Genomic DNA, 6,880 nt, shown 5'->3' with positions numbered 1-6,880 from the left:
AAAGAGCGCAGGGCAGTCCACCAGCCAGAGACTGACGGCGGTTCCGGGCAGCCGCGTGCGCCAAAGAGTAACGTGGTATTGGCCAATACTGAGCCTCGCCTTGCGCCGGCTGCCGGCGGTTCGCGCAGCTTCCAGTGCCGCCGGGTAGCCGGGCAACAGAATCTGGATATCACAGTCCTGCCGGCTCAGCGCCTCAGGCAGGCTGGCCGAGACATCCGCAAGCCCCCCGGTCTTGATCACCGGATAGACTTCGCTGGTAACAAAAAGCACCCGTTTCATGATTCCGGCCTGAGAACAACGGCTGCCAGAGGCGGCAGCGTGAGTTCGAGGGAGCAGGGCCGATCCATCCAGGCCACTTCACGGGCATCAAGGCCTAGGGGGTTGCCGACGTTACTCCCTCCGTAGTATTCCGAGTCCGAGTTCAGCACTTCCACCCAGCGTCCGCCGTAGGGAACGCCAATCCGGTAACCGTATCGGGGCACCGGGGTGAAATTGACCACCACCACCGTGACTTCATTCTCTCCGAGGCGCAGATAGCTGATGATCGACTGGGGCGAATCGTGGCAGTCGATCCATTCAAAGCCGTCACCATAATAATCACGGACATGGAGGGAGGGCTCCCGCCGGTAGAGTCCGTTCAGATCCTGCACGAGCTTCTGAATGCCCCGGTGCTCGGGGTATTGCAGGAGAAACCAGTCCAGTTCGCGGGATTCGCTCCATTCGCGCCGTTGGCCGAATTCTCCACCCATGAACAATAGCTTGGAGCCGGGGTAGGTGAACTGGAAGCTGAACAGCAGACGGAGATTGGCCCGCTGCTGCCAGTCGTCCCCGGGCATCTTGTTTAGCAGGCTCGCTTTGCCGTGGACCACTTCATCGTGGGACAGGGGCAGCATGAAGTTCTCAGAGAATGCATACAGCAGGCCGAACGTCAGTTTGTCGTGGTGGTACTGGCGGTAGACGGGATCCTGCTGCAGGTATTCCAACGAATCGTGCATCCAGCCCATGTTCCATTTCAGGTTGAACCCCAGCCCTCCGATTTCTGGTGGCCGGGTAACCCTTGGCCAGGAGGTGGATTCCTCTGCGATCACCAGCGTCCCGGGGAATCGGCTTTGGCAAGTCTGGTTCAGGCTTTTCAGGAATTCGATGGCTTCAAGGTTTTCATGCCCGCCATGAATGTTGGGCAGCCACTCGCCGGCGTTGCGGGAGTAGTTGAGATAAAGCATGGAAGCAACCGCATCTACCCTGAGGCCGTCGATGTGAAAAGTGTCCAGCCAGTACAGGGCACTGCCGATAAGGAAATTGCGGACTTCGTGGCGACCATAATTGTAGATCAGGGTCCCCCAGTCCTTGTGTTGTCCCCGTCGGGGGTCCTCGTGTTCGTAAAGAGCCGTGCCATCAAATCGTGCGAGGGCATGCTCATCTTCCGGAAAGTGACCGGGCACCCAGTCCAGGATGACGCCGATATCGTTGCGGTGGCATTGATCGACGAGGTAGCGGAGATCGTCGGGCGTACCGAAACGGCTGGTTGGAGCATAGTAACCCGTGGTCTGATAACCCCAGGATTCGTCCAGCGGGTGCTCGGTTACGGGCAGCAGTTCGATGTGGGTAAAACCCTGCTCGCGGACATAGGGAATCAGCTGGTCCGCCAGTTCCCGGTAGGTCAGCCAGCGCCCGGAGCCGTGGTGCTGCCAGGATGCGGCATGCACCTCGTAAACGGAGACAGGTGATTTCTGCCAGGCCCATTTGCTGCGCCGGGCCAGCCAGTCACCATCGCCCCAGCTGTAACTCCCGCGCTGGACCACCACGGCCGCATTGGACGGGCGCAGTTCGAAGTATTGGCCGTAGGGATCCGTTTTGAAAAGCTGTTTGCCGGACCGGGTGGTAATGGCGAACTTGTACTGGGTGCCGGCGCTGGTGCCCGGTATGAACACAGACCAGACGCCGGAGGCCCCATGAGCGGTCATGGGATGGTGCCCGGGCGTCCAGTTATTGAAGTCCCCGACCACGCTGACGGCAGAGGCATTGGGTGCCCAGACGGCGAACCGGACACCCTCTGTGCCGTTCCGGGTCTGGATATGGGCCCCCAGCACGTTGTATATATGCCAGTGGCGCCCTTCGCCGAAAAGATATAGGTCGTAATCACTCAGTGTAGGGCTTTCCATAGACCACGCATCTTCCTTACCGGTTTTCCGGGTATTGAACTCCTAAATATGGGGTCAAAGCATGACCTGTAACAATTCTACGTCATATTCCCGTGATAATGTTCTAATATTATTACGGCGGTAAGAAGACTGTCGATGTGCCGCAATGGCTCTCGGCAGTAAGCATCAAGCTACACGGTTTGCAGGGAAGGATTCATGCATACGGCCAAGCGTTTTGTCAGTCGCCTCACTCGCCAGACGCTCGCTCTGGTACTCGCCGGGGGACGCGGCTCCCGGCTTCACGATCTCACCAACTGGCGAGCCAAACCCGCTGTCCCCTTTGGCGGGAAATTCCGGATTATCGATTTTCCGCTGTCCAACTGCATCAATTCGGGCATAGGGCAGGTGGGCGTGATCACCCAGTATAAGTCCCATTCCCTGATCCGCCATATCCAGCGCGGATGGGGCTTTTTGCGGGGAGAACTCGATGAATTCGTCGAACTGTTGCCGGCACAGCAAAGAATCGAGACTTCCTGGTATGAGGGAACGGCGGACGCTGTGCTGCAGAATCTCGATATCATTCGCAGCCACCAGCCGGAGTATGTGCTGATCCTGGCAGGGGATCACGTCTACAAGATGGACTACGGCACCATGCTGGCTGCCCATGTCGAAAGCGAGGCGGACATCACGGTTGGTTGCATCGAGGTGCCGACCGAGGAAGCGTCTGCCTTTGGCGTGATGGATGTCGATGATGAGATGCGGGTCCGGGAGTTTGAGGAAAAGCCCGAGAAACCCCGGTCCATGCCCAATAATCCTGGCAAGACGTTGGCCTCCATGGGTATTTATGTATTCAGCACCCGGGTCCTGTTCGAGGAGCTCATCCGGGATCATCAGTTGCAGGGTGCGTCCTCCCACGATTTCGGCAAGGACATTATCCCGTCCGTGATCCGGCGTTTGCGGGTCATGGCGTTCCCCTTCCGGGACCCGCTGCAGAACGGCCCGGCCTATTGGCGCGACGTGGGCACTATCGATGCGTTGTGGCAGGCCAACCTGGAACTGATCGGAGTCAGCCCCGAACTGAACCTGTACGATTCCCATTGGCCGATCTGGACCTACCAGGAGCAGTTGCCGCCGGCCAAGTTCATCTTTAACGATGAAAACCGTCGCGGTACCGCAGTGGATTCAATGGTTGCCGGCGGCTGCATTGTCTCCGGCGCCATCGTGCGGCATTCATTGCTGTTTTCCCAGGTCAGGGTGCACTCGTTCAGCGAGGTGGCTGATTCGGTGATTTACCCCGACGTCGACATCGGGCGGCATTGCCGGATCCAGCGGGCCCTGATCGACCGTGGTTGCAAGATCCCGGAGGGTACCCACATCGGTTTTGATGAGGAGGAAGACCGCAAGCGTTTCCACGTTTCTCCCAAAGGCATTGTGCTGGTGACACCCGAGATGCTCGGGCAGGACTACCCCCATGGCCTCTGAAAAAAAGACACCGGTGGTGCTTTGCTGGCACATGCACCAGCCGGGGTACCAGGATCTGAAGACCGGCCAGTTCCTGTTTCCCTGGGTTTATCTACACGCGATCAAGGACTACAGCGACATGGCCGCACATCTGGAGGCTCATCCAGAGGCGCGGGCGGTAGTTAACTTCGCTCCGGTTTTGCTGGAGCAGATCGAAACCTACCTGGTCCAGATGGAGCGCTGGCGTCACGGAGCCGGATCCATTGGCGATTCGCTATTGGCAGCACTGGTTTCCGAATCACTGCCCGAAACCGGTAGCCCGGCATTTCAGGATCTTGTAAACAAGGCCCTGAGGGCCAATCCGGAACGGATTATCAAACGCTTCCCAGCCTATGCCCGCCTCGCCGATCTGGCCGAGTTCTACCGGTCCAAGCCGGAAATCCAGCGCTACATATCGCCATCCTTCCTGAGCGACCTGTTGGTCTGGTACCACCTGGGCTGGATGGGTGAGACAGTGCGTCAGCGCAACTCCTGTATCCAGAGCCTTCAGGAAAAAGGCGCCGGCTTCACCATGGACGACCGGACTGCATTACTGGATGTGATCTTCGAGGTGATGGCCGGAATCGGGCCCAGGTATCGGCACCTGGCAAAGACAGGGCAGGTTGAGCTTTCGGTCAGCCCCTACACTCATCCGATCCTGCCTCTGTTGCTGGACCTGGAGTCGGCCCGGGAAGCCATGCCGGACATTGCCTTGCCATCTCACGCCCACTACCCGGGCGGGGACTTACGGGCAAGTTGGCAGTTACAGCAGGCCAGGGAGACCTTCAGGCGTTTCTTCGAGATGGACCCGGTGGGGTGCTGGGCGTCGGAAGGCGGGCTGAGCCAGGCAACTCTGGACCAGCTCGGAAAACACGGGTTCCGATGGACGGCCAGCGGAGATTCCGTCATCCACAACAGCATGAACCTGGCCCGTGAAAACGGTGATCTGCCGGAGGTAGGGGGCATCCATCAGCCTTTCCGGTTCGGCGATAGCGATCTTACCGTCTTTTTCCGGGACGATGGCCTTTCCGACCTGATCGGATTTGCCTACGCGGACTGGCATGCCGAGGATGCGGTTAGTGACCTTGTGCATCATATGGAGAATATTGCAGGCCATGCCAAAGGCAAAACCAGGCCGGTAATATCCGTGATTCTGGATGGCGAGAATGCCTGGGAGTATTACCCGGAAAACGGCATACATTTCCTCGACCGGCTTTACACGGTCCTGGAAGATCACCCCCGACTGAGGTTGGCAACCTACAGTGAACTGCTTGATCAGCCGGTCGCCGAAGAACCGGTGCAGCTTCCCCACCTTGTGGCCGGAAGCTGGATCTATGGCACCTTTTCCACCTGGATCGGTGATCCGGACAAGAATCGCGCCTGGGACCTGTTGTGCGAGGTGAAAGTCCATTACGACCGGGTGATGGATAACGGCAGCCTGAATTCCGAGGAAAAACAGGCTGCACAGCATCAGCTCGCATTGTGTGAGGGATCTGACTGGTTCTGGTGGTTCGGGGATTATAATCCGGCGCAAATCGTTCAGGACTTCGAGCGCCTGTACCGCCGGCACCTGGTCAACCTGTATGAACGGATTGGTTATCCTGCACCGCCTTCTGTTTTCCAGCAACTGAGCCAGGGCGGGGGCGAACCGGCCCGCGGTGGTGCCATGCGGCCCGGCCATGACAAAGATGCTGAGGCGCCATGAGTACGGAGGACATATCACAACGTCTCTTCGAAGCACGTAGAGCCGGAGTTCTGCTTCACCCGACGGCACTTGAGGGGCAGTATGGCATCCTTGGTGCCAATGCCCGCCGATTCGTGGATTTCCTCGCAAAGAGCGGCCTGAGTGTCTGGCAGACCTTGCCGGTGGGGCCGACCCATAGCGACATGTCACCGTACCAATCACTATCGGCCCACGCGGGTAATCCCGACTTTATTGATCTGTCGGAGCTTGTCTCGCTTGGTCTGTTGCGGCACGACGAACTCGACCCTTCTGCGGACAGGAGCAAACGAGCGCTGGTAAAGCTGGCCGCGAAGCGTTTCTTCGACGGGGAAGGGCAGCTACGGCGCCGCGATTTCGAGAGTTTCTGCGCTGAACATGGTGACTGGCTTGAAGACTTCGCTATCTTCTGTGGCATTCGGGAAACGCTACCAGGCAGCAGTTGGCCCGACTGGCCTGCTCCGCTAAGGGACCGGCATCCCGAGGCTTTGGCGAAGTTTGTCCGGGAAAACGGGGAGTCGATCCAGTCCGTCCGATTCGAGCAGTTCCTGTTTCAGCACCAGTGGCAATCGCTGAGAGACTATGCTGCCGAGCGGGGTGTTCTGCTCTTTGGCGACATTCCGATCTTCGTGGCCCATGACAGCGCCGATGTCTGGGCGAATCGTCATCTTTTCAAACTTGACCGCGAGGGCAATCCAACTGTCGTTGCAGGCGTCCCGCCGGATTACTTTTCCTCGGAGGGCCAGCATTGGGGAAACCCGATTTACAACTGGGACGCCATGGCCGTAGACGGTTACCAGTGGTGGCTACAACGGCTGGAGAGCCAACGCCAGCTGTTCGACCTGATCCGGATCGACCACTTTCGTGGCCTGGAATCTTTCTGGGAGATTCCGGCCGCGACGCCGGAACCCCGGTTCGGCTATTGGGTCCCGGGCCCGGGCCGGAGATTTCTTGAGGCGTGCTTCGAACGTTTCCCGGGCTTGCCAATCGTTGCGGAAAACCTTGGCATCATCAGTGACGAGGTTGAGCAGTTGCGCCGGGAGTTCAGGCTTCCTGGAATGACTGTTATCCAGTTCGGGTTCGATGGCAGCCCGGATAACCCGCACCTGCTGCATCGCCACGAACCCGGCGATCTCGTATATACCGGCACCCACGACAACGATACCAGCTTGGGCTGGTACCAGAGCCTGGATGAGCACACCAGAAACTATGTGAACCGGTACCTTGGTAACGATGGCACCGACATGCCCTGGCCAATCGTGGATGCGGCCTTCCGGTCGGTCTGCTGGTTGGCCATGGTACCAATGCAGGATTTTCTGGAACTTGGCTCGGAAGCACGGTTCAACACACCGGGCACGATCCAGGGCAACTGGATCTGGCAGATGGAGGTGTCAAAGTGCACGGACGAACTTGCCGAAAAGATCCGGGAAACGATCTCGCAGCATGAACGAATCTGGTTTTAACTGGTCACATGTTGACCAACATCAACATCACGCCGGAAGTGTTGGTGTATAAAAAA

General features: G+C 58.4%; 5 protein-coding genes. 3 read left to right on the top strand and 2 right to left on the bottom strand.

All coding sequences use genetic code 11. The annotated features are described in order from the left end of the window. The coding region (locus tag ACESMW_RS11960) for a glycogen/starch synthase (protein ID WP_372987260.1) at positions 1-279 on the bottom strand (279 nt) is incomplete at its 3' end. Then, positions 276-2,162: a 1,4-alpha-glucan branching protein GlgB gene (gene glgB, locus ACESMW_RS11955; RefSeq protein ID WP_372987259.1), complete on the bottom strand. Its 1,887-nt coding sequence runs from the start codon at positions 2,160-2,162 to the stop codon at positions 276-278. The genes ACESMW_RS11960 and glgB, both read right to left, overlap by 4 nt. Positions 2,163-2,357: 195 nt before the next feature. On the opposite strand from glgB, the gene glgC reads away from it, so the two are divergent. Genes glgC through malQ form a run of 3 tightly spaced genes read left to right on the top strand, consistent with a single transcriptional unit; the run spans position 2,358 to position 6,824 of the window. Next, entirely contained in the window at positions 2,358-3,623 is a 1,266-nt protein-coding gene (gene glgC, locus ACESMW_RS11950; RefSeq protein WP_372987258.1) for a glucose-1-phosphate adenylyltransferase, read from the top strand. Next, positions 3,613-5,346, top strand: a complete 1,734-nt coding sequence (locus ACESMW_RS11945; protein WP_372987257.1) for a glycoside hydrolase — start codon at positions 3,613-3,615, stop codon at positions 5,344-5,346. Before glgC ends, ACESMW_RS11945 begins: the two co-directional genes overlap by 11 nt. Then, positions 5,343-6,824 carry a 4-alpha-glucanotransferase gene (gene malQ, locus ACESMW_RS11940; protein WP_372987256.1) on the top strand — a complete coding sequence of 494 codons (1,482 nt, stop codon included), beginning with the start codon at positions 5,343-5,345 and terminating at the stop codon, positions 6,822-6,824. Before ACESMW_RS11945 ends, malQ begins: the two co-directional genes overlap by 4 nt. Positions 6,825-6,880 lie beyond the last annotated feature (56 nt).

Source organism: Marinobacter sp. (assembly GCF_041690455.1).
Taxonomy (GTDB): Bacteria; Pseudomonadota; Gammaproteobacteria; order Pseudomonadales; family Oleiphilaceae; genus Marinobacter.
This window is presented reverse-complemented; position numbering and strand designations above follow the sequence as displayed.

What these genes read in the sequence shown, in the direction of transcription:
- glgB (WP_372987259.1), bottom strand. Translation starts at nt 2,162, where the DNA reads ATGGAAAGCCCTACACTGAGTGATTACGACCTATATCTTTTCGGCGAA.
- glgC (WP_372987258.1), top strand. Translation starts at nt 2,358, where the DNA reads ATGCATACGGCCAAGCGTTTTGTCAGTCGCCTCACTCGCCAGACGCTC.
- ACESMW_RS11945 (WP_372987257.1), top strand. Translation starts at nt 3,613, where the DNA reads ATGGCCTCTGAAAAAAAGACACCGGTGGTGCTTTGCTGGCACATGCAC.
- malQ (WP_372987256.1), top strand. Translation starts at nt 5,343, where the DNA reads ATGAGTACGGAGGACATATCACAACGTCTCTTCGAAGCACGTAGAGCC.